We start from the raw sequence: 16,996 nt of genomic DNA on the forward strand, positions 1-16,996 counted from the left end.
AATCGGCTTCCTGAAAGTTGTATCAGCCCTTCTTGGAAGCGTCGGCCACGAAGGCCACGGCCCGGACGATGTGGTCGGCGAAGCGGCGGCCGATCAGCAGGGTGTGGGTGGCGGCCTCGACATGGTCCACCAGGCCGTGCTGGGATCGCGTCGCCGGCAGGGCCTGCATCGCCTTGCGGTCCTCGCGGCCGGCGACCGGACCGGCGGTGACGACGGCCATCGGCCATTTCGGATCGAACTGCGGCTGCTGGCCGGCCTGGTCGGAGGCCTGCTTCCACAGCCCGACCTCCTCGGCCGCGACGCGGTTGTGGCTACCGTTGGCGAAGGCCCAGTTCTTCTCGGCCTTGGCGGCCGGCGGCAGGTCGATCTTGTCGCCCAGGCGGGTGTGGGCCAGCGGCTTGTAGAGGCCCAGCGAGGCCCCGCGCGCGGCCCACTTGGAGGCCGAGGCGAAGGCGTTGATGAAGCCCTGCATCCGCGGATCCTGGGCGGCTTCGGGCGTGGCGGCGTCCACGAGGACGATGCCGGCGATCTTGTCGGGGTTGCGGCCGGCATATTCGCGCAGGCGCAGGCCGGCCATCGAGTGGCCGACCAGGATGTAGGGGCCAGGCTCGCCCGAGGCGGCGACCAGCTTCTCGAAGTCGGTGACGATGGCTATGCCGTCGCGCGGGCTGGGGCCCTTGGGCGAGAAACCCATGCCGGCGCGGTCATAGGCGCACGAGCGCCAGCCGGCGGCCGTGAGGGCTTCCTGCGTCGCGCCCCAGTCGGCGGCGAAGCCGAAGGCGCCGGCCTCCAGCCAGACCACCGGACGATCGCTCTTGGGACCTTCGCAGACCAGGCGGAGCTTGCGCCCCGGCTCGATCTCGATCAGCTGGCCGCGCGGCTTGGGCGCCCCTGAGGCGCTCATCAGCCCGCCGACGGCGATATAGGACAAGAGCAGGAGCGCGAAGCCCGCGACGCCACGGCCGAGAAACTGGATCATGGCGTTCAATGTAGTAGCGCTTTGTGACGCGTCGAGAACGCGATGCTCTCTGAGCTGACTTTTATCCCGCGACGCTGGGAATCGAGCCGCCGACCACCGGGATCGTAGCGCGCACGCGGCCGCCCTTCACGCGGGTGACGACGACACCATCCTTGCCGGCTTTGGTGACGCCCTTGGGCCATTTGGAGACGGTCGCCAGATGGACCTTCTTGCCGACGCGGCTGGCGGCCTTCAGCGGCAGGTCGTCGGCCTGGGCGAAGCTGCGACCCAGGAAGAAGCTGGGGTTCAGCGCCTTTTCGCCGTTGCGGATCTCGAAATGCAGGTGCGAGCCGGTCGAGCGGCCGGAGTTGCCGACATAGGCCACGGTCTCGCCACGCCGCAGATAGACGCCGCGCTTCACGCCCTTCGCCGGGCCGGCGAGGTGGGCGTACATCGTGGTCAGCCCGCCCTTGTGCATCACCTGCACATAGCGGCCGTAGGTCGGCGACAGGCCCGTGGCCTTGACCACGCCGTCGGCGGCGACCTTGACCGCCGCGCCGCTGGGGGCGGCGATGTCGACGCCCTGGTGCAGGCGGCCGTTCTCTTCCCACGGCAGCTGGCGCAGGCCGAACGGCGAGTTGACCACCCGGCCGGGCAGCGGCGCGTCGAACTGATAGGCCGGCGGCGGCGGGGCGGGCTCGGCCTCTTCGGCGACGGTCGGCTCGGTCGGGACGATGGCGGGGGTCGGACTGGAGACGGGCGCCGTATGGGCCACCCACTCGCCCAACGCCACGGCGCCGTTCAGCGTCCCCGCCATGGCCGCGACGGCCAGCATGGTGAAGAACGCGACGCGCAGGTGCGGAGACTGAAGGGCCAGGCTCTTGGGGATCAAACCGCTTTCCTCTCGGACGTTCGGCCAAGGAGAGCACCGCGCCGCGCGCGATCTAGCTCTCATGCTTGACCTTTCGGGATGGTGAATCGGCGGGGTGTATGAATGTCGCATGGGGCAAAAACAGGGCGCAGCTTAACCATGCGTTAACCGTAAGGCCAAGCTCGCATCGAGAGTCGAGAACAGCCGTCACGCAATCTTCAAATATTACGGAAACTTCATTACATTAAACGTCCGTCATTTCTTTAATTACACGTCATGAAGGAGACGTAACGGGACTTGGCGAACTCTTGGGTTCATACAGTATTCATCGGCGCAGGGAATAGCGCCCAGCCAGAGGGATACTTCAAATGCGCAAGTTCATCATGAGCCTGACCACCGTCGCCAGCCTGAGCCTCGCCGCCGTTCCGGTGCTGGGCCTCACCCAAGCCGCCAACGCCGCCGAGATCACCGCTCGCGTGCCCTACGGCGACCTGAACCTGGCCAGCCCCAGCCAAGCCAAGATCTTCAAGGCCCGCGTCGAAACGGCCGGCCAAGACCTGTGCCGCGCCAAGGCCTCCAGCAGCGAAGGCCTGAACACCACGATCGGCGCCTGCGTCGCCGAAGTCCGTCGCGAAGTCAGCCGCCAACTGCCGGCCGAACAGCACCGCAACCTGGCCATCGCCGCCCAGACCCAGGAATACGCCGCGAAGTGATCATCAGTCCCGCTTACCCAAGACACTCCCCCACACCCCGCGACAGAGGCCTCAGGTAGAACCTGGGGCCTTTGTTTTGTGTGGATTGCAGGCCGAGAAAAACTAATCCATAGATTGATTGTAGATTTGGAGCACGCGCGTGCCGATTATCTCGATCTTCCTAGGTATCGTCATCCGCATCAATTTCGCGGACCACAACCCGCCCCATATCCACGCCGACTATGGCGATCACCGCGCCGTCTTCGACATCGCGACAGGCCACCGGATGGCCGGACAGCTCCCACGCCGCCAAACGCGCTATGTGGTAGAGTGGATCGTGAAGAACCGCCCCGAACTGATGCGGAACTGGGATTTGGCCGTCGCGAAGCTGCCGACATTCAAAATCGAAGGGCTCACGGATGAATAAGCTCAAAATGGTCAGCGCGGTTCGGGTCAAGGCGCTGGAGGGCTGTCGCCTGGAGATCGATTTCGACGACCAGATGACGGGCGTCCTCGATCTCAGCGACTTCGTCAGCACCGGAGTGGTGACCGAGCCTCTTCGCGATCCCGCCTTCTTTGCCCGCGTCTTCATCGAGATGGGCATTCCGACCTGGCCGAACGGCTGCGATATCGACGCCATCAATGCTCATATGACGTTGGAAGCAGCCGGCCTGCTGAAGAAGATCGACGCCGCCGCCTGATCGCAGGCAGCGCGCACGAAAAAGGCCCCGGCGTCGCTGCCGGGGCCTTCGTCGTTCTGGCGATGAAGGAAGCCCTAGAGCCCCTTCACGATGCCTTCGACCATCTTCTTGGCGTCGCCGAACAGCATCATCGTGTTGTCGCGGAAGAACAGCTCGTTCTCGACGCCGGCATAGCCCGAGGCCATGCCGCGCTTGATGAAGAGGACCGTGCGGGCCTTTTCGACGTCCAGGATCGGCATGCCGTAGATGGCGCTGGTCGGGTCGGTCTTGGCCGCCGGGTTGGTGACGTCGTTGGCGCCGATCACGAAGGCCACGTCGGCCGTCGAGAACTCGCTGTTGATGTCCTCCAGTTCGAAGACCTCGTCATAGGGGACGTTGGCTTCGGCCAGCAGCACGTTCATGTGGCCCGGCATGCGGCCGGCGACGGGGTGGATGGCGTATTTCACCTCCACGCCCTCCTCCTTCAGCTTGTCGGCCATTTCGCGCAGGATGTGCTGGGCCTGCGAGACGGCCATGCCGTAGCCCGGGACGATGATGACCTTGGACGCGTTCTTCATGATGAAGGCCGCGTCGTCGGCCGAACCCTGCTTGACCGGACGGCTCTCGACCTTGCCGCCGGGGCCGGCGACCGCGTCGGCCGCGCCGAAGCCCCCCAGGATCACCGAGACGAACGAGCGGTTCATCGCCTTGCACATGATGTACGAGAGGATGGCGCCCGACGAGCCGACGAGAGCGCCGGTAATGATCAGGGTGGTGTTCTCGAGCGTGAAGCCCAGGGCCGCCGCCGCCCAGCCGGAATAGCTGTTCAGCATCGACACCACGACGGGCATGTCCGCGCCGCCGATCGGGATGATCAGGGTGACGCCGACCAGCAGGCTCAGGGCGAAGATGCCCCAGAAGGCCCACAGCGCCTGGCCGCCGCTCAGCACCAGCACCACGACCAGGGCCACGATGGCCAGGGCGATGAGGATGTTCAGCAGGTGACGGGCCGGCAGCAGGATCGGCGCGCCGCCCATGTTGCCGTTCAGCTTGGCGAAGGCGATGACCGAGCCGGTGAAGGTGATGGCGCCGATGGCCAGACCCAGCGACAGCTCGATCAGGCTCTTCAGCTGCACGCCCGTGCCGTCGGCCGTGGCGATGTGATAGGCGCCGGGCGTGTAGATGGCGGCCACGGCCACCAGACAGGCGGCCATGCCGACCAGCGAGTGGAAGGCGGCGACCAGTTGCGGCATCGAGGTCATAGCGACCTTGCGGGCGATGATCGCCCCGACCGCGCCCCCGACGGCGACGCCGCCCAGGATCAGGCCCAAGGTCACGACGTCCAGCGCCCCTTGGCTCCACAGGGTGGCCAGGGTGGTGCCGACGGCGATGGCCATGCCGATCATGCCGTTACGGTTGCCCGTCTGGCTGGTCACAGGGCTCGAGAGGCCACGCAGCGCGAGGATGAAGAGCACCCCCGAGACGATGTAGAGAATGGCGGCGAGATTGGCGTTCATGATGTGATTTCCCCCTGCTCTCGTCCGCTCACTTCTTCTCTTTCTTCTTGTACATCGCCAGCATTCGCTGGGTGACCAAGAAGCCGCCGAAGATGTTGACCGCCGCGAAGGCCGCGGCGACGGCGCCGGCCCCCTTGGAGATCCAGGTCGAGCCGGCGACGGCGCCGCCGGCCAGGTCGCTATTGGCGCCGTGGGCCGCGGCGGCCAGCAGGGCGCCGACGATGATCACCGACGAGATGGCGTTGGTGACGGCCATCAGCGGCGTGTGCAGCGCGGGCGTCACGCTCCAGACGACGTAGTAGCCGACGAAGATGGCGAGCACGAAGATCGCCAGACGGAACACGGTGGGGTCAACGGCTTCCATGGGAGCCTCCCTTTCAATGCTGTTGTTAGGCGGTCTTCAGGTTCGGATGGACGATCGCGCCACCGCGCGTCACGACGGCGGCCTGCAGGATCTCGTCCTCGAAGTTGGGCTCGAACGCGCCTTCCTTCGTCGTGAACAGGGTCGCCAGGGCCACCAGGTTGCGGGCGTAGAGCGCGCTGGCGTCGGTGGCGATGCGGCCCGGCAGGTTGGCGTGACCGAGGATCTTGGCGCCGTTGGCGGTCAGGACCGTTTCGTTCAGCTTGGCGCCCTCGACATTGCCGCCCTGCTCGATGGCCAGGTCGACCAGGATCGAGCCCGCGCGCATCGACGCCACCTGGGCGGCGCTGACCAGCTTGGGCGCGGGACGCCCCGGGATCAGGGCCGTGGTGATCACGATGTCCTGCTTGGCGATGTGCGAGGAAACCAGTTCGGCCTGTTTGGCCTGGTATTCCTTGGACATCTCCTTGGCGTAGCCGCCGGCGGTCTGGGCGTTCTTGAACTCGTCGTCCTCGACGGCCAGGAACTTGGCGCCGAGCGACTCGACCTGCTCCTTGGTGGCCGGACGCACGTCGGTGGCGGTGACCACCGCGCCCAGGCGGCGAGCCGTGGCGATGGCCTGCAGGCCGGCGACGCCCACACCCATGATGAACACCTTGGCCGCAGCGACGGTGCCGGCGGCGGTCATCATCATCGGCAGGGCCTTGCCGTAGGCCTCGGCGCCCTCGATCACGGCGCGATAGCCGGCGAGGTTGGCCTGGCTGGACAGCATGTCCATCACCTGCGCGCGGGTGATGCGCGGGATGAATTCCATGGCGATCGCCGTCGCGCCGGCCTTGGCCAGGGCGTCCAGCGTTTCCTTGTCCTGATAGGGATTGAGGGCGGCGGCGACGATGGCCCCGCTCTTCAGGGCCGCGATCTCGGCCGCTTCCGGCGCGCGCACCTTGAACAGGACGTCGGCGTCCTTCAGGGCGTCCTTGGCCGTCTTGGCGATCTTGGCGCCGGCCGCCTCGTAGTCGGCGTCCGGATAGGACGCGGCCGTCCCCGCCCCCGCCTGCACCACCACCGAGAAGCCGGCGGCGCCGAGCTTCTTGACGGTTTCAGGCGTGGCCGCGACCCGCGTCTCGTTCGCGCGGGTCTCTTTCGTGACGGCGATAACGGCCATCGGCATACCCCTCCCCAGAGCGCTGTTTGCTCACCAGCATGCGGCGCTCTGTAGGGGATAGTCTTGCCTCTTGTCGAGGCTAAAGACCTGGCTCAGGGAGAAAATATGCCGATGTCTACCGGTGTCAGTGGGCCGAGGCAGGCTTATCGCGGAGGAAGAAGATGCCCGCGGCCAGCAGCACCACGGCCGGGATCACCGCGCCGATGAAGCCGGCCTTGGTGCAGAACAGCAGGGTGATGAACAGCAGCAGCGTGGCGACGCTCAGCGAGCCCCACTTGGTCATGCCGTTGAACGCGGCGAACGTCGCCGATTGTTCAGAAATGTCCATCTCACCGCGGTGATAGTCGCCGGCCATGTGTCGTCCTTGGAAGCAAAGGGAGGATACCGAGCCCGCCCGATACAACGGAGGGGCTTAAGCCTCAAGCGTGCGAATTGTCCCACGCCTCCTTAAGGAAGCGGGTGCGTACGGCGGAGGCGGCCTGATCGACGGTGATGTCCGCGATTCGTCCCTCCCCGCCGTCCAGGCGCGACAGCCAGCGGGAATAGGCCGGCACGGGCGCTGTGCCCATCAGGCCGACGCAGGGTGTGCCGACGGCGGCGGCCACATTCAACGCGCCGGAGTCGTTGCCCAGGAAGCCGGCGGAGAGCGCGATCAGGGCGGCGGACTTGTCCAGCGTCAGGTCGCAGGCCACGACATTGTTCGGCAGGTCGCCGATCGCGGCCTTGGCGGCCTCGGCCTCGTGTGGACCGCCGACCCAGAACACCGTGCCGAACAGGTCGGAGAGCTTGGCCGCCGTCTGGGCGAACCGCTCGGCGGGCCAGGTGCGGGCGGGCTCGCTGGCGCCGATGCCCAGGGTCAGCCACGGGCCGGGCCTGTCGGCATACTTGGCCTTCACGGCTTCCAGCGCCTTGGGATCCAGCTTCAGCGCCGGCTCGCGGCTGGCCACGACGAGACCGTGAGCTTTCTCGAAGGCCGCCAGCTTATCGATCCGGTGGGCCGGACGCATGGACTTGGGCAGGTACGGCCCCGTGGTCAGGAACGTCTCCTGGCCGTGCCCCAGGCCGAAACCACGCCGCTCGGGCACGCCGGCGAGAGCGGCGGCGATGGCGGGGCGGTCGATCTTCTCCAGGATCCACACCGCGCGCGGCTTCTCGGCCTTGCAGAGGCGGTAGAAGTCGAGCGTCTCGCGCACGCCCTTCAGCTTGTCCTTGTAGTGCGGGGCGTAGAGCACCCGCGCGACACTGGGCTCGACGGTCAGGACCTCGGCGGCGCGGCTGGACGGCCGCGCGACGAGCACGACCTGGCCCTCGGGCGTGGTCGCCGCGATCGCCCGGATGGTCGGCAGATGCCACATGAGATCGCCGATCCCGCGATCGGGGGCATAGACGAGAACGGGGCCGGAGGCGGTGCTCAAGAGGGCGAGGTCTCCGACGCGAGAAGACACCCTCTCTCTTTGAGAGAGGGAGGGGCCCGCCGCGAAGCGGTGGGAGGGTGAGTGGTTATAATCTCGCAGAACCAAGCGCCGATAGGGCGTCGTTGAAAGGCCCAGACTTCTCCGGCCAAAGGTGAAACCACTCACCCTCCCACGCCTTCGGCGCGGGCCCCTCCCTCTCTCTATGAGAGAGGGTTTCTTGTGGCGAAGCTCGCTACTTCCACCCCGCCAGCAGCCCCCGCAGTCCAGCCACGAACGCCAGCGGCTGATCGATCATCACGTGGTGATCCGCGTCCGGCACCGGCAGCAGCAGCACGTCCTTCGGCATCTGCTCGAGCATGTAGTCCAGCGTCTCGCTGCGCATCAGGTTCGACCGCTCGCCCCACATCAAGGCCGCCGGGCAGGCGATCTGCGGCAGGAGCTGCCCGAGGTCCGGCATCCGGAAATTGTGCCAGAGGTCCGGATCGAACTTCCAGGTCCAGCCGCCCTCGACCGCCTTCAGCGACCGCCGCGCGATGAAGTCGGCGATGTAGAGGTTCTCGCACGGCTGCGGCGGGGCAAGGCGGAAGCGGGCCAGGCCCTCCTCCATCGTCGGATAGACGCGGTTTCCCAGGCCCGAACGCGGCGGCGGGCCTTTCCAGCGCTTTTCGGGCGGCTGGATGCTGCTGTCGACCATGATCGCGCCGCGCAGGCGCTCCGGGTGACGCGCGGCGCAGTAGAGGGTCGGGAAACCACCGAACGAGTGGCCGACCACGATCGGCTTGACGCCGCCCGCTTCGAGGCCAGCGGCCGCGACGGCGGAGAAGATCTCGTCGGCGAACAGCTCGGCGGTGTAGGCGGGCCGCCAGTCGCTGCCGCCCATGCCTGACCACGAGATCGCCGCCACCCGCCAATCCTTGGCGAAGAACGGCGCGATGAAGCTCCACCAGTCGGCGTGGGCGCCGTTGCCGTGCAGGAACAGCAGGCCCGGCTTGCCGATCTCGCCCCAGGTCAGCAGTTCGATCTCCGCGCCCTCGACGGTGAAGGTCGAGCGCTCGGGCGCGTCGGCGATGGCGGCCTCGAACCAGACGGGCGCAGGCGGCGGCTGCCCATGAAACGGAGCCAGCAGCGAAGCGGGCGAGGTCTGATCGTCAGCCATTGGCGGCCTCCGTATAGGCCAGCTCACCGGGACGCGGCTTGCGGGGGTTCAGCGCCTTGAAGACGCCGGTGCCGGTGATCAGGGTGCGGTCGCCGGCCCAGATGCGGCCGCGCACGGTGAACAACAGGTCCTCCTCGCCGATCAGCTCGCCCTCGCCTTCGACCCAGTCGCCCAGCTTGGCGCCCGACAGGAAGTCGCACATCAGCCGCACGGTGACCCAGCTGTAGGACTTCTGCAGCGAGATGATCCGGCCCCAGGCCATGTCGGCGAAGCTCATCAGCATGCCGCCGTGGCAGTTGCCGAGGCCATTGGTGTGGTGCTCCTCGACCCGGAACGCCAGCCGCGCCTGGCCGGGCCCCTCGTGGTGCTCGAACAAGGGCCCGATCTGGCGACCAAAGCCGCGCGACCAGTTCAACTGGGTGAAGCCTTCGGGGATCGCGCCGGTCTGGGCGTCTGTCAGGTCATCGGACATCCAGTCAGGCTAACGAGCGTTTGAAAAAAGAAAAGCCTTCCGTAAGGACGAGGCGTCGGCCGGCATCTAACCTTCCGAAACAGGGGAACAGGGTTGAGCCGAGACACCGACAACTTCGCCGACTGGCTGGGGCCGCATCTGCCGATGCTGCACCGGACGGCGCGGGCGTTCGCGGAGCCGGCCGACCAGCACGACCTGCTGCAGGAGCTGACGCTGGCGCTGTGGAGGGCTCGGCCGAGCTTCCGCGAGCAGAGCACGGCCGGGACCTTCGCCCATCGCGTGGCCCACAACGCCGCCCTGACGTGGAAGCGCGGCGAGGTCCGGCGGCGGCTGCGCGGCGTGGTGATCGAGGCCGAGCTGCTGGTCCGCGACGCCGGTAGCGATCCGCAAGGCCCGCTGCTGGAGCGGCTGTACGCCGCCATCCGCACCCTGGCGCCGGTCGAGCGGTCGCTGGTCCTGCTGTCGCTGGACGGCGTGGCCTATGGCGAGATCGCCCGGCTGCACGGTCTGACGGAGAGCAATGTCGGCGCGCGGCTGACCCGCCTGCGCCAACGGCTAGCGACCCAAGTGAAGGAGGACGCCGATGGACTTTGAGCGCCTCGAACAGGCTTGGCGATCGGAGGCCAACCGCCCTTCCGAAGCCCAGCAGGCCCGACTGATGGAGGAACTGATGACCACGCTGAAGACCCGCCGCAGGACCGAGCGCCTGCTGACCGCCATCCCGCTGACGGCGATGACCGTGTTCACCCTCGTGGCCGGCGCGGCCGTGTTGCGGGCCGGCGACGGCTATGACGGCTGGCCGGGCATGGCGATGCTGGGCGTCTGCTGGATCGTGATGCTCGCGGTGCTCTGGAACGGCTTTCGGGCCCGTCCGCGCGACACCGGCCGGCCGATGCGCGACACCCTGGCCGGCCTGCTGGCCCGCAACCAGGCGGCGCGGCGGAACTACCGTGTGTTCTGGATGATGGCCCCGGTGTTCGTCTTCCCGATGTGGCAGGCGATCGAGCGGCTGCAGCGCGAGGGCAAGATGGACAGCGCCCAGGGTATCCAGGCCCTGGCCCTCTGCGGCGGGGCGCTGCTGGCGAGCTTCGGCTGGAACGCCCTACGCTTCCACATGGCCCTGAAGCCCGAGCAGCGGCGGCTGGAGACGTTGCTCAGCGAGTACGAGGGCTAGAGCCCGACCGCCGCCAGCGCCTTCGCCTGCCGCTCCGCCACGGCCTCTTCCGAGAACCCTTCCAGAGACGCCTCGAACAGCGCCCGCCAGTTGTGGCTCGCGCCCAGATGCAGGAACGCCGCCCCAAGCCCGATCGCCGCGCGGTCCATGAACACGAACTCGCGGGGGATGGTGATGCCGCCGACCGCCTTCAGGGCCTGGCGGACCTTGAAGGCTTCGCGGCGGCCATATTCGCCGGGCGGGACGTCGTCGGCGACGGTGCGGACCCGATCGTCCAAGAGCGGGCCGTAGATGAAGCGGGCCCAGACGTTCAGCGTGTCGACCAGGTCGTCGGTCAGGCCCTGGAAGCCCCAGGTGCGATAGGCCTCGATCTGTTCGGCGCGATCGTCGTTGGACAGGGCGCGATAGAGCCGCACCACGCCGGCCACGAACTTCGGCGGGAACACGCGGATGCAGCCGAAGTCGAGCAGGTTCAGGTGCGAAGCCCCCTCCCCGCCGAAGCTGTAATTGCCCAGGTGCGGGTCGCCGTGGATGATCCCGAGATGGGTCATCGGGCTCCACCAGGCCTCGAACAGCAGGGCGGCGATGCGGTCGCGGGTCTCCTGCGGGGCGCTCTTGAAGGCCAGCAGGCCCTGGCCGTCCAGCCAGGTCATCGACAGCAGGCGGCCCGTCGAAAGCTCCGGAACCGGCGACGGCGTGCGGATATCCTCGCGCCCAGCGAAGAAGTTTCCGTACACGGACATCATCCTGGCCTCGCGCTCGTAATCGAGCTCCTCGCGCAGGCGGTCGCCGATCTCGACGATCATCTCGGTCGGGTCGATCGAGCCGTCCATGCGCTTGAAGAGGCCGATCAAGGCGCGCAGCTGGCCCAGGTCGCTTTCGACCGCGCTCTGCATGTCCGGGTACTGGAGCTTCACGGCGATGGCCCGGCCGTCGTGGGTCGTGGCGCGGTGCACCTGGCCCAGCGAGGCGGCCGCGGCGGCCTCGTGCTCGAAGGTCGCGAACCGGCCCTGCCAGTCGGGCCCCAGCTCGGCCGCCATGCGCCGCCGCACGAACGGCCAGCCCATGGCCGGCGCGTTGGTCTGGAGCTCGGCGAACTCCTTGGCGAATTCGGGCGGCAGGAGGTCGGGCACCGTGGCGAACATCTGGGCCGCCTTCATCAGCGGTCCCTTGAGACCACCGAGGGCCGCCTTCAGCGCCTTGGCGTTGCGGGCGTTGGCGTCATCGCCGGCGAAGACACGGTTGGCGCCGTAAGACACCGCCGCGCCGGACAGGCCCGCGCCCACCTTGGCGAAGCGGGACAACCGGCCCGAGAGCCGGTCGCGCTCAGGATCGTTGCGATCGTCAGCCAACGAGGGCCTCGAACTCGTCTACCAGCCGCTCCAGCTGCGCGCAGCCAGCGGCCCAGAACGCCTTGTCGCGTGGGTTCAGGCCGAAGGGCTTGAGCGCCTCGACATAGGTCCGCGTGCCGCCCGCCGCGAGCAGGTCCTCGTAGAGCGGGGCGAACTTGGCGGGATCCTCGCGGCGCTTCTCCATCAGGCCGCGCACCAGCAGGTCTCCGAACGCATAGGCGTAGACGTAGAACGGCGCGTGGCAGAAGTGGCTGACATAGGCCCAGTAGTGCTCATAGCCGGGGTTCAGCTTCACGGCCGGGCCCAAGCTCTCGCCCATCACCTCCAGCCACAGGCCGCCGATCTGGTCGGGCGACAGCTCGCCCTCCTGGCGCGCCTCGTGGAAGCGGCGTTCGAAGCGGTGGAAGGCGATCTGGCGGACCACGGTGTTGAGGCCGTCCTCGATCTTGCCAGCCAGCAGGCCCTTGCGATCCTCGGGCGTGGCTTCGGCCAGCAGGCGGTCGAACACCAGGCCCTCGCCGAAGATCGAGGCCGTCTCGGCCAGGGTCAGGGGCGTGTCGGCCAGCAGGGTGCCCAGCGGCGCGCACAGGGTCTGGTGCACCGCGTGGCCCAGCTCGTGGGCCAAGGTCAGCACGTCGCGCCGCTCGCCCATATAGTTCATGAACACGAACGGATGGCGGTCGGCGGTCACCGGATGGGCGAAGGCGCCCGACTGCTTGCCCGGACGCGGCCGGGCGTCGATCCACGGCTGGTCGAAGAAGGTGCGGGCCGTGTCGGCGAACTTGGGCGCCAGGTCCTGGAAGCTCTCCAGCACCATGCCGCGCGCCTCATCCCAGGCGTAGGCGCGCGGGGCGGCGGCGGTCAGGGGCGCGCTGCGGTCCCAGTAGTCCAGGCTGTCGCGGCCCATGACCTTGGCCTTCAGCGCGTAGTAGCGGTGCGACAGGCGCGGATAGGCCTCGACCACCGCCTGCTCCAGGGCGTCGACCGCGTCGCCGTCGACCTCGTTGGCCAGGTGGCGCGACTGGGCTGGCGTGTCGTAGCGCCGCCAGCGGTCCTCGACCTGCTTCTCGAAGGCCAGGGTGTTTAAGGCGAGGGCCTGGGTCGAGGCTCGCTCTTCCAGGGCCTGGGCCAGGGCGTCGGCGGCGGCCTTGCGGCGCGCGACGTCGGGGTCGGAGAGGCGGTTGAGCGCCTCGGGCAGGGTCAGGGTCTCGTCGCCGGCTTTGGCGGTCAGCTTGGCCAGGGTCTCGTCATAAAGCCGCACCCAGTTGGCGACGGCCGGGCCCTTATCGACGATGAAGCGCTCCAGCTCCGGCGACAACTCATGCGGCCGCGACAGACGCACGCGGCGCAGCCACGGCTTCCAGCGGGCGACGTCGGGATGGGCCTCCAGCGCCTTGGCGATCTCGGCGTCTTCCAGCTGGTTCAGTTCCAGCGTGAAGAACAGGCTCTCGGCGGCGATCTGCGAGGAGCGGGCCCGCAGGTCGGCCTCGAACTTGGCCCAGGCCGGGTCGTCGCGGGCGACGGCGGCTTCCAGGCCGGCATAGGCGCCGACCGACCACAGGCCGTTGGTGGCCTGCTCATAGAGGCTGATCCCGCGATCCAGCAGCACGCCCAGGCGCTGCGGCTCCTTGCGGGCTTCGAGGAACATCCCCTCCAGCGAGGCCAGCTCGTCATTGGCGGCCTTGGCGGCGGAGAGATCGGTCTCGATGCGCGGATCGTCGCGGCCGACATAGAGGTCGGCCAGGTTCCATTCGGGCGGGGCGTCGGGCTTGAAGGGGGCGTTCATGCCCTAGCAGATAGGCGCTGCGCCCCCACTGGCGCAATGCACGAGGGCGTCAGGCCTTGGCGACTGTCGGCTCGGCCATCCACGCCGCGACACAGGTGACGAGGTAGGCGACCAGGGGCGAACCGCCCAGGGACAGCCGCCCTTCGCCCAGCGGCGACAGCATCGGCACCAGTTGCAGGAACAGCAGGAAGGTCAGGAAGAAGAAGGCCGACATCCAGCCCCGTCCCTCCAGGCCGCGCCGCCAGCCCCAGGCCATGGCGGCCAGGGCCAGCAGGCCCATCTCCAGCACCTGCTCGGGCAGCGGATAGTTCCACAGGCCCAGGCCCACCATCGGCCCGTCCCACAGCAGCGGCAGGTCCGGGCGATGGACCAGGAAGTCGAGCAGCCAGTGCGAGAACACCGTCAGGCCCAGGATCACGCCCACGCGCCGAGGCAGCTTCAACAGCAGCATCAGCCCGGCCCCGACCGCGATCGACCACAGCACCGCCGTCGGCAAGCCGTGGGTATAGGGCATGTAGCTCAGCACCAGCGGGCTTCCGGGCAGGCTGGGATCGACCCCGGCCTTCTCGACGCCGGCCAGGATCAGCCCGCTCCAGGCGATGTCGATGGCCTGGCAGCCCAGGACGTAGCTCCACAGCGGCGCGCGCGGCTCGACCGCCCGGGCGGCCAGCGCCGCCGCATAGTGCCCAACGAACATGCCCCTCAGACCTCGTACTTCTTGGCGATCGCCTTGGGGACCACGATCTTCCAGGCTTGCCGCAGGAGTCCAGTCAGTTCGTCGGCTTCGATCTCCGCCAGCCGCACCAGCACCGCCGGATAGCCGCGATAGTGATCGTCGGTGAAGAACCGCTCGGGCGCGGCCTCCAGCAGCATCTCCTTGGTGTCCATCGTGCAGCGGATGGCGACGACGCCGGGGACCAGCACGCGCTTGGCCTTGGGCGCGGGACGGGCCAGATAGCCCCAGGCCAGGCCCTTGCCGCCGACCTCGAAGCCGATCTGGCCGTTTTCGCCCACGTCGCCGGTCACTTCCGGCAAGGCCAGGGCCAGCGCCCGCAGTTGTTCCGTACCCACCACGACCCGTTCCCCGGCAAGGTCTTGTTAAGCCTAAACCTTAGGCTTCGTGACACGTCTTCGAAAGCCGATGTTTACCCCCGACCTGTATCACTCTGAACCAACAAGAGCCGTGCTCCATGTGGGCATGGCCGGTTCTGGTGGATGTGCCCTATGACCAAAACGGTCCTAGTCGTCGATGACGACCCGACACAACGTCGGCTGATCCAGGCGGTGCTCGAGCGCGAAGGCTTCGCGGTCGCACACGCCGACGGCGGCGACGCGGCCATCGCGCACCTGACTTCGGGCGCCCCCGCCGACGTGATTCTGCTCGACCTCGTCATGCCCGGCCTGAACGGCCAGGAGACGCTGAAGGAGATGCGCGCGCGGGGCTTCACCCAGCCCGTGATCGTGCTGACCGCCAGCGGCGGCGTCGACACCGTGGTCAAGGCCATGCAGGCCGGGGCCGCCGACTTCTTCATCAAGCCGGCCAGCCCGGAACGTATCACCGTCTCGATCCGCAACGTCCTGTCGATGGGCGACCTGAAGGGCGAGGTCGAGCGCCTGACCAAGCGCGCGGTGGGCAAGACCACCTTCGCGGACCTGATAGGCGGCTCGCCGATCATGTCGATGGTCAAGCGCATGGGCGAACGCGCGGCCAAGAGCTCGATCCCGGTGCTGATCACCGGCGAAAGCGGCGTCGGCAAGGAATTGCTGGCCCGCGCCGTGCACGGTTCCTCGGACCGCGCCGGCAAGCCGTTCGTGGCCGTCAACTGCGGCGCCATCCCCGAGAACCTCGTCGAGTCGATCCTGTTCGGCCACGAGAAGGGCTCGTTCACGGGCGCCTCGGACAAGCACCTGGGCAAGTTCAAGGAAGCCGACGGCGGCACCCTGTTCCTGGACGAGGTCGGCGAACTGCCGCTGGACGTCCAAGTCAAGCTGCTGCGCGCCCTGCAAGAGGGCGAGATCGACCCGATCGGCTCCAAGCGCTCGCTGAAGGTCGATGTCCGCATCGTCTCGGCGACCAATCGCGACCTGCAGCAGGCTGTCTCGGCCGGGCATTTCCGCGAGGACCTCTATTACCGCCTGAACGTCTTCCCCCTGGAGGCCCCGTCGCTGCGCGAGCGCCGCGAGGACATCCCGGCCCTGGTCGAGGCGTTCATCCGTCGCTTCAACGTGGAAGAAGGCAAGCGCGTCATCGGCGCTTCGCCCGAGACCCTTGCGCTGCTGACCGCCTTCGACTGGCCGGGCAATGTCCGCCAGCTGGAGAACACCATCTATCGCGCCATCGTGCTGGCCGACGCTCCGTATCTGCAGCCGTACGACTTCCCGGCCATCTCGGGCCTGGCCGCGCCGATCGAGGCCGTTTCGATCCCGCCCTCGCCGCCGCCGGCCGCGCTGCTGCAAGCCGCCCACGCCGCCATGTCCGCCCCGACGGCGGCCGAGGCCCCCGTGCGCATCCTCGACGACCGCGGTCACCTGCGGACGCTGGAGGACATCGAGCGCGACCTTATCCAGCACGCCATCGACGTCTATGCCGGCCACATGAGCGAAGTGGCCCGCCGCCTCGGCATCGGCCGCTCGACCCTCTATCGCAAGGTTCGCGAGCAGGGCATCGAGGTCGACATGAAGGAGACCGGCTGATGGCGCTTATGATTTTCCGCCCGCTCTCGCGCGAGCAGCGCCTGAAGGCGCTGCTGAAGCCGGCTCGTCCGGCGGTGTCGGCGAGGCCGGCGCGCTAAGGCGACGACCGATCTAGTATCCGGGAGCGGCCAGGCTGAAGCTTGGCCGCTCTTCGTTTGTCTGGGGCTCTTCCAGACGGATCCAGCCGGGGCCGGACCGGCGGGCCATGCCCTCGATCTCCAGTTGCTCCAGCTCACGGCCGACCTGGGCCGGGGTCACCGGACGGCTCCAGCGATGATCCAGCTGACGGGCGATCTCGGCCTCGTTCAGGCCCGGCGCCTGTGCCAGGCTGATCAGGATCATGTCGCGCGTCGAGCGCCCTCGCCGGCCGCGCTTGCCCGGTGTCGGGGGCGCGAAGGGCGCGGGCTCGCCGGATGACAGCCGCTCGGACATGCCGGCCTGCTTCAGCGCATCGAGCGCCAGGATGATCGCTCGTAATTCGCCCTCGAACGGCGCCTGGGCGCGCTTCTGGGCTTCAACCATGCGGGTTTCCAGCTCCGCCTTGCGGCGCAGCAGGTATTGATAGGTGGTCGCCATTGTCCTTGATCCGGCAGAGCCGTGGGGTTCGCTTGACGCCGATCCAGGCTTTCGCCCGCGTACGTCAAGACTGGAGCCGCGACCCGCCCGCGACCCAGAACCTCACAACGGTGAGTATTTAACTCTT

21 protein-coding genes are annotated in these 16,996 nt (G+C 68.0%); 7 read left to right on the plus strand and 14 right to left on the minus strand.

The features are described from left to right. Positions 1 to 22: 22 nt before the first annotated feature. Positions 23 to 979 carry an alpha/beta fold hydrolase gene (locus tag AC07NI_RS10445; RefSeq protein WP_494618730.1) on the minus strand — a complete coding sequence of 319 codons (957 nt, stop codon included), beginning with the start codon at positions 977 to 979 and terminating at the stop codon, positions 23 to 25. Between the two features lie 61 nt (positions 980 to 1,040). After that, the gene (locus AC07NI_RS10450) at positions 1,041 to 1,850 is read right to left on the minus strand and encodes a M23 family metallopeptidase (protein WP_494618734.1); all 810 of its coding nucleotides are present in this window, start codon (positions 1,848 to 1,850) and stop codon (positions 1,041 to 1,043) included. Between the two features lie 347 nt (positions 1,851 to 2,197). On the opposite strand from AC07NI_RS10450, the gene AC07NI_RS10455 reads away from it, so the two are divergent. From AC07NI_RS10455 to AC07NI_RS10465, 3 genes are all read left to right on the plus strand, one after another. Beyond that, positions 2,198 to 2,542 carry a UrcA family protein gene (locus AC07NI_RS10455; RefSeq protein WP_494618736.1) on the plus strand — a complete coding sequence of 115 codons (345 nt, stop codon included), beginning with the start codon at positions 2,198 to 2,200 and terminating at the stop codon, positions 2,540 to 2,542. A 139-nt stretch (positions 2,543 to 2,681) separates the two neighbouring features. Then, on the plus strand, positions 2,682 to 2,948 hold the full coding sequence (locus tag AC07NI_RS10460) for a DUF4160 domain-containing protein (RefSeq protein ID WP_494618739.1): 267 nt from the start codon (positions 2,682 to 2,684) through the stop codon (positions 2,946 to 2,948). Further along, the gene (locus AC07NI_RS10465; RefSeq protein ID WP_494618740.1) at positions 2,941 to 3,222 is read left to right on the plus strand and encodes a DUF2442 domain-containing protein; all 282 of its coding nucleotides are present in this window, start codon (positions 2,941 to 2,943) and stop codon (positions 3,220 to 3,222) included. The genes AC07NI_RS10460 and AC07NI_RS10465 overlap by 8 nt, the downstream gene beginning before the upstream one ends. 74 nt (positions 3,223 to 3,296) lie before the next feature. Here the strand turns inward: AC07NI_RS10465 and AC07NI_RS10470 are convergent, their stop codons facing one another. The 7 genes from AC07NI_RS10470 to AC07NI_RS10500 form a co-directional block, all read right to left on the minus strand. Next, on the minus strand, positions 3,297 to 4,718 hold the full coding sequence (locus AC07NI_RS10470) for an NAD(P)(+) transhydrogenase (Re/Si-specific) subunit beta (RefSeq protein ID WP_494618742.1): 1,422 nt from the start codon (positions 4,716 to 4,718) through the stop codon (positions 3,297 to 3,299). 28 nt (positions 4,719 to 4,746) lie between these two features. After that, positions 4,747 to 5,082, minus strand: coding sequence for a proton-translocating transhydrogenase family protein (locus AC07NI_RS10475; RefSeq protein ID WP_494618744.1), 336 nt, complete (start codon positions 5,080 to 5,082; stop codon positions 4,747 to 4,749). A 25-nt stretch (positions 5,083 to 5,107) separates the two neighbouring features. Next, positions 5,108 to 6,250, minus strand: coding sequence for a Re/Si-specific NAD(P)(+) transhydrogenase subunit alpha (locus tag AC07NI_RS10480; protein WP_494618746.1), 1,143 nt, complete (start codon positions 6,248 to 6,250; stop codon positions 5,108 to 5,110). A gap of 118 nt (positions 6,251 to 6,368) precedes the next feature. Continuing rightward, the gene (locus AC07NI_RS10485; protein ID WP_494618748.1) at positions 6,369 to 6,599 is read right to left on the minus strand and encodes an aa3-type cytochrome c oxidase subunit IV; all 231 of its coding nucleotides are present in this window, start codon (positions 6,597 to 6,599) and stop codon (positions 6,369 to 6,371) included. Positions 6,600 to 6,663: 64 nt separating this feature from the next. Next, the gene (locus AC07NI_RS10490) at positions 6,664 to 7,599 is read right to left on the minus strand and encodes a glycosyltransferase family 9 protein (RefSeq protein ID WP_494620498.1); all 936 of its coding nucleotides are present in this window, start codon (positions 7,597 to 7,599) and stop codon (positions 6,664 to 6,666) included. A gap of 292 nt (positions 7,600 to 7,891) precedes the next feature. Beyond that, on the minus strand, positions 7,892 to 8,815 hold the full coding sequence (locus tag AC07NI_RS10495; protein WP_494618751.1) for an alpha/beta fold hydrolase: 924 nt from the start codon (positions 8,813 to 8,815) through the stop codon (positions 7,892 to 7,894). Further along, entirely contained in the window at positions 8,808 to 9,287 is a 480-nt protein-coding gene (locus AC07NI_RS10500) for a PaaI family thioesterase (RefSeq protein WP_494618753.1), read from the minus strand. The genes AC07NI_RS10495 and AC07NI_RS10500 overlap by 8 nt, the downstream gene beginning before the upstream one ends. Before the next feature lie 93 nt (positions 9,288 to 9,380). On the opposite strand from AC07NI_RS10500, the gene AC07NI_RS10505 reads away from it, so the two are divergent. Together AC07NI_RS10505 and AC07NI_RS10510 are read left to right on the plus strand one after the other, a co-directional pair. Next, complete coding sequence (locus AC07NI_RS10505) at positions 9,381 to 9,881, plus strand: RNA polymerase sigma factor (RefSeq protein ID WP_494618755.1); 501 nt, start codon at positions 9,381 to 9,383, stop codon at positions 9,879 to 9,881. Then, positions 9,871 to 10,461, plus strand: a complete 591-nt coding sequence (locus AC07NI_RS10510) for a hypothetical protein (RefSeq protein ID WP_494618757.1) — start codon at positions 9,871 to 9,873, stop codon at positions 10,459 to 10,461. Before AC07NI_RS10505 ends, AC07NI_RS10510 begins: the two co-directional genes overlap by 11 nt. Here AC07NI_RS10510 and AC07NI_RS10515 read toward each other — a convergent pair. Genes AC07NI_RS10515 through AC07NI_RS10530 form a run of 4 tightly spaced genes read right to left on the minus strand, consistent with a single transcriptional unit; the run spans position 10,458 to position 14,670 of the window. Continuing rightward, positions 10,458 to 11,813 carry an ABC1 kinase family protein gene (locus AC07NI_RS10515; protein WP_494618759.1) on the minus strand — a complete coding sequence of 452 codons (1,356 nt, stop codon included), beginning with the start codon at positions 11,811 to 11,813 and terminating at the stop codon, positions 10,458 to 10,460. The two genes, AC07NI_RS10510 and AC07NI_RS10515, sit on opposite strands and share 4 nt — an antisense overlap. Continuing rightward, a complete protein-coding gene (locus tag AC07NI_RS10520) occupies positions 11,806 to 13,599 on the minus strand; it encodes a M3 family oligoendopeptidase (RefSeq protein ID WP_494618761.1) in 1,794 nt (597 codons plus the stop codon). The genes AC07NI_RS10515 and AC07NI_RS10520 overlap by 8 nt, the downstream gene beginning before the upstream one ends. A gap of 49 nt (positions 13,600 to 13,648) precedes the next feature. Further along, positions 13,649 to 14,296, minus strand: a complete 648-nt coding sequence (locus tag AC07NI_RS10525) for a hypothetical protein (RefSeq protein WP_494618762.1) — start codon at positions 14,294 to 14,296, stop codon at positions 13,649 to 13,651. Between the two features lie 5 nt (positions 14,297 to 14,301). Beyond that, entirely contained in the window at positions 14,302 to 14,670 is a 369-nt protein-coding gene (locus AC07NI_RS10530) for an MmcQ/YjbR family DNA-binding protein (protein ID WP_494618763.1), read from the minus strand. A 153-nt stretch (positions 14,671 to 14,823) separates the two neighbouring features. Here AC07NI_RS10530 and AC07NI_RS10535 point away from each other — a divergent pair, with 153 nt between their 5' ends. Both AC07NI_RS10535 and AC07NI_RS10540 read left to right on the plus strand, forming a co-directional pair. Next, positions 14,824 to 16,293 carry a sigma-54-dependent transcriptional regulator gene (locus AC07NI_RS10535; RefSeq protein WP_494618764.1) on the plus strand — a complete coding sequence of 490 codons (1,470 nt, stop codon included), beginning with the start codon at positions 14,824 to 14,826 and terminating at the stop codon, positions 16,291 to 16,293. After that, complete coding sequence (locus AC07NI_RS10540; protein WP_494618765.1) at positions 16,293 to 16,391, plus strand: hypothetical protein; 99 nt, start codon at positions 16,293 to 16,295, stop codon at positions 16,389 to 16,391. Before AC07NI_RS10535 ends, AC07NI_RS10540 begins: the two co-directional genes overlap by 1 nt. 13 nt (positions 16,392 to 16,404) lie before the next feature. On the opposite strand, the gene AC07NI_RS10545 is transcribed toward AC07NI_RS10540, so the two are convergent. Next, on the minus strand, positions 16,405 to 16,869 hold the full coding sequence (locus tag AC07NI_RS10545; RefSeq protein WP_494618766.1) for a hypothetical protein: 465 nt from the start codon (positions 16,867 to 16,869) through the stop codon (positions 16,405 to 16,407). Positions 16,870 to 16,996 lie beyond the last annotated feature (127 nt).

It is taken from the genome of Caulobacter sp. GW821-FHT10E02 (assembly GCF_059415225.1).

What these genes read in the sequence shown, in the direction of transcription:
- AC07NI_RS10445 (WP_494618730.1), bottom strand. Translation starts at nt 979, where the DNA reads ATGATCCAGTTTCTCGGCCGTGGCGTCGCGGGCTTCGCGCTCCTGCTC.
- AC07NI_RS10455 (WP_494618736.1), top strand. Translation starts at nt 2,198, where the DNA reads ATGCGCAAGTTCATCATGAGCCTGACCACCGTCGCCAGCCTGAGCCTC.
- AC07NI_RS10465 (WP_494618740.1), top strand. Translation starts at nt 2,941, where the DNA reads ATGAATAAGCTCAAAATGGTCAGCGCGGTTCGGGTCAAGGCGCTGGAG.
- AC07NI_RS10470 (WP_494618742.1), bottom strand. Translation starts at nt 4,718, where the DNA reads ATGAACGCCAATCTCGCCGCCATTCTCTACATCGTCTCGGGGGTGCTC.
- AC07NI_RS10475 (WP_494618744.1), bottom strand. Translation starts at nt 5,082, where the DNA reads ATGGAAGCCGTTGACCCCACCGTGTTCCGTCTGGCGATCTTCGTGCTC.
- AC07NI_RS10480 (WP_494618746.1), bottom strand. Translation starts at nt 6,250, where the DNA reads ATGCCGATGGCCGTTATCGCCGTCACGAAAGAGACCCGCGCGAACGAG.
- AC07NI_RS10485 (WP_494618748.1), bottom strand. Translation starts at nt 6,599, where the DNA reads ATGGCCGGCGACTATCACCGCGGTGAGATGGACATTTCTGAACAATCG.
- AC07NI_RS10490 (WP_494620498.1), bottom strand. Translation starts at nt 7,599, where the DNA reads ATGTGGCATCTGCCGACCATCCGGGCGATCGCGGCGACCACGCCCGAG.
- AC07NI_RS10495 (WP_494618751.1), bottom strand. Translation starts at nt 8,815, where the DNA reads ATGGCTGACGATCAGACCTCGCCCGCTTCGCTGCTGGCTCCGTTTCAT.
- AC07NI_RS10500 (WP_494618753.1), bottom strand. Translation starts at nt 9,287, where the DNA reads ATGTCCGATGACCTGACAGACGCCCAGACCGGCGCGATCCCCGAAGGC.
- AC07NI_RS10510 (WP_494618757.1), top strand. Translation starts at nt 9,871, where the DNA reads ATGGACTTTGAGCGCCTCGAACAGGCTTGGCGATCGGAGGCCAACCGC.
- AC07NI_RS10520 (WP_494618761.1), bottom strand. Translation starts at nt 13,599, where the DNA reads ATGAACGCCCCCTTCAAGCCCGACGCCCCGCCCGAATGGAACCTGGCC.
- AC07NI_RS10525 (WP_494618762.1), bottom strand. Translation starts at nt 14,296, where the DNA reads ATGTTCGTTGGGCACTATGCGGCGGCGCTGGCCGCCCGGGCGGTCGAG.
- AC07NI_RS10535 (WP_494618764.1), top strand. Translation starts at nt 14,824, where the DNA reads ATGACCAAAACGGTCCTAGTCGTCGATGACGACCCGACACAACGTCGG.
- AC07NI_RS10540 (WP_494618765.1), top strand. Translation starts at nt 16,293, where the DNA reads ATGGCGCTTATGATTTTCCGCCCGCTCTCGCGCGAGCAGCGCCTGAAG.
- AC07NI_RS10545 (WP_494618766.1), bottom strand. Translation starts at nt 16,869, where the DNA reads ATGGCGACCACCTATCAATACCTGCTGCGCCGCAAGGCGGAGCTGGAA.